Here is a 2,981-nt window from a genome sequence, read left to right as displayed (position 1 = left end):
CCCGGCGAGCCCCGCGCCGAGCAGCGCGATCGCGAGCTGGCACCAGAACTCCCGCCGCCGCCCCCGCGGCGAGCGGACGGCCAGCGCCAGCGAGAGCGATCCCGCCAGAGCCGCCAGTCGCGCTTCCGCGAGGCGGGCCCCGGCGGCGGCCCCGGCCCAGAGCAGAGCCGCCGCACGCCACAGCCGCAGGACCCCCGGTGTCACGGCTCCAGCGTGGACTACGGGCAGCGGTCACGAAAGCCCGCTGGTCTCGTCCTCTCCCAGCGGCGGGAAGCCCGGCGGCACCAGAGGCAGGCGGGCGAGATCGGGCCATCCGAACCGGCGGCGCAGCCGCCTCGCGAGCGCCTTTTCGAGGGCGCGATCCCGGACGTCGTCGCGCATCGCCGCCGCATACGGAGCCACGTCGCGGGCCGCCTCCCGCTCGACCTCCTCCAGTTCCGGGCCACCGAGCGCCTCGCGCGCCGCCCGCACGAGGCGCCGCTCGAGGGCGGCCACCGGATCGGCCTCGCCGGGGAGCGGGTTCCGCCCGAGCGCCAGCGCTTCCAGGGCCGCCGCCACCTCGGCGCGCGCCGGCTCCGGCGCTCGGGAGCGGCGAACGGCCTCCGCGGCGGCCCGGAAGGCGGCGGCGAGCGCCTCCCGGTCCTCGGCCGGCCGGGAGCCGGCCGGGTCCGGCGCCCCGGTGCGCCGTTCGCGAAGCGCCGCTCCGGCCTCCTCGATCGCCGGTTCCACGTAGGCCAACGTCCTGGGGATGCGGGGTGGACGGCGCTCGGACAGCCGCCGGTAGAGGGAGACCATCGTTTCGAGGACGAGCTCCAAGGGAAGCCCGCTGCGGTACCAGCGCTGGACCCGCGCCAGGTCCTCCGGGCTGAGAACGAGGGGCCGCCGGCGCAAACGGCCGAACGTTCGCTCGACCGCGACGACGTACTCCCGTTCGCGGTTGCTCTCGGGCTGCTCCGCCACGTTCCGCCTCCCCCCGGCCGCCGATTGTAGCCCGCGGGGTCGGCGGCCTCCGGGCGTCACGCGGGGTAGGAAAGCTCGAGGGCGCGCGCCTCGATGCAGCGGAAGAGGATCTCGAGCACCTTGCGGTACTCCGCCACCGGCCCGCCGATCGGGTCGGGAAGGTCGAGTCCGCCGTCCGCCTCGCGAAGGAGGACGACCTTCCCCATCACGTCCGGATAGTGCTCGCGCAAGAATGCCCGCTGGATCCGCGTCATCACGACGATCTCGTCCGCCTGGTCGAGCATGTCCCGCGTGAGGGCCCGGCTGCGGTGGCGGCTCAGGTCGAGCCCTCGCTCGCGCGCGAGCTCGACGACGACCGGATCGGCGGGCCGCCCGTCCACGGCGTGCGTTCCCGACGACAGGCAGCGCACGGGATGCCGGCCGAGCCGCTCCGCCACGCGCCGCATGTAGTGCTCCGCGACCGGGGAGCGGCAGATGTTGGCCGTGCAGAGGTACAGGATCGTCATCGCGCGCGGTTCCTCGCGTGCACGATCCGCAGCCCGTGCAGCGTCAGATGGGGGTCGTGGACGTCGACCCGTTCGAGAAGTCGGCCGATCAGCGCTCCGAGCCCCCCCGTCGTCACGACCGTGGCCCGGCCTCCGAGCTCCCGCTCGACGCGGGTCACGAGCCCTTCGATCATCGCCGCGTGCCCGTGGAGGAGACCGGACCGGATCGAATCGACGGTGTTGCGGCCGATCACGTGCGGCGGAAGCTTGAGGTCGACGCGGGCGAGGCGGGCCGTCCGTTCCGCCAGGGCGGCTGCGCTGATCTCCGGTCCCGCGGCGATGACGCCCCCGAGGTACTCACCCTCCGCGGTGACCACGTCGAGCGTCGTCGCCGTTCCCAGGTCGACCACGATGCAGGGGCCGCCGTAGCGCTCCAGCGCGGCCACCGCGTTGAGGATTCGGTCGGCGCCGAGCTCGTGCGGGTTGTCGGTGCGGATCCGCAGTCCGGTGCGGACTCCGGGGGCGACCTCGATCGGCTCGACGCCGGTCAACTCCACGAGCGCGCGCCGGACTTCCCCGGTGAGCGGCGGCACCACGGAACCGACGATGCCGTCCCGGACGGCCGTGGCGTCGTCACCGAGCAGCCCCGCGAGCAGGACGCGCAGTTCGTCGGAGGTCAGCCCCGGACGGCTCCACAGACGCCACGACCGGCGCAGCGCCTCCCCGTCGAAAAGGCCCAGCACGATATGGGTGTTCCCGATATCGACGGCGAGCAGCACCGGCTAGCGGCTCCCCTTCCCCGGCCTCGGCTCGCAGGCGACCACCTCGCCCGTGAGCACCCGGGTCGTCCCACCCCCCGTTGCGATCAGCAGCGCGCCCTCGTCGTCGAGGCCGACCGTCCGGCCGGCGATCCGGCGCCCGTTCGCGAGCCGAACGGTCGCCTCTTCGCCGGGCCGTGGCGTCATGCGGCTGTGCAGCGATTCTAGTGCAGACCGCACCGCGAGTGAACCGGTGTCGCCCAGGCGGAGCGGCAGCCGCGCCAGGATCTCGGCCGCGACGGCGGCCACCGGATCGGCGGCCCCGAGTCCCCGGAGCGCTGCGCCCGGTCCCGCCGCTTCCGGATCGGTCCTCCGAGGATCGCAGGCGACGTCGATCCCGATTCCCACGAGCAAGCGAGCTGCCCGCCCGCCGGCCGGCGTCCACAGCTCCGCCAGGATTCCCCCGACCTTCCCCTGCGGCTGGTACAGGTCGTTCGGCCAGCGGATCTCCACCCGCGCCCCTAGCGCCTCCAGGGCTTCCGCCACCGCCAGCCCCGCGAAGAGCCCTGCGCGCGGAGAGAGCGCCAGCGGCTCGGGAGCGGGGGCGAGGACGGTCATGTAGAGCCCCCCGCGCGGCGAGACGAACCGCCGGCCCCGCCGTCCCCGCCCCGCGGTCTGCTCCTCCGCCGCGACCGCCGTCCCGACCGGTGCGCCCGCGGCCGCCGCGCGCCGCGCCGCGTCCATCGTCGACGGGAGCACGGTGGCGGCCATCAGGGGG

Annotated in this window: 5 protein-coding genes; all 5 read right to left on the bottom strand. The window is 75.1% G+C overall.

Annotation, left to right across the window (positions count from 1 at the left end):
- A partial coding sequence (locus D6718_00470) for a hypothetical protein (GenBank protein ID RMG49046.1) occupies positions 1-204 on the bottom strand: 204 nt, incomplete at its 3' end.
- A gap of 27 nt (positions 205-231) precedes the next feature.
- Positions 232-960 (bottom strand): hypothetical protein, encoded by a 729-nt coding sequence (locus D6718_00465; GenBank protein RMG49045.1) that lies wholly within the window; start codon positions 958-960, stop codon positions 232-234.
- 56 nt (positions 961-1,016) lie between these two features.
- Positions 1,017-1,466 carry a low molecular weight protein arginine phosphatase gene (locus D6718_00460; GenBank protein ID RMG49044.1) on the bottom strand — a complete coding sequence of 150 codons (450 nt, stop codon included), beginning with the start codon at positions 1,464-1,466 and terminating at the stop codon, positions 1,017-1,019.
- The gene (locus D6718_00455) at positions 1,463-2,224 is read right to left on the bottom strand and encodes a type III pantothenate kinase (GenBank protein RMG49043.1); all 762 of its coding nucleotides are present in this window, start codon (positions 2,222-2,224) and stop codon (positions 1,463-1,465) included. The genes D6718_00460 and D6718_00455 overlap by 4 nt, the downstream gene beginning before the upstream one ends.
- Before the next feature lie 3 nt (positions 2,225-2,227).
- On the bottom strand, positions 2,228-2,981 hold a 754-nt coding region (locus D6718_00450), incomplete at its 5' end, for a biotin--[acetyl-CoA-carboxylase] ligase (protein RMG49042.1).

Source organism: Acidobacteriota bacterium, assembly GCA_003696075.1.
Classification (GTDB): domain Bacteria; phylum Acidobacteriota; class Polarisedimenticolia; order J045; family J045; genus J045.
This window is presented reverse-complemented; position numbering and strand designations above follow the sequence as displayed.

Coding starts and splice junctions, on each gene's coding strand:
- D6718_00460 (RMG49044.1), bottom strand. CDS start 1,466: ATGACGATCCTGTACCTCTGCACGGCCAACATCTGCCGCTCCCCGGTC.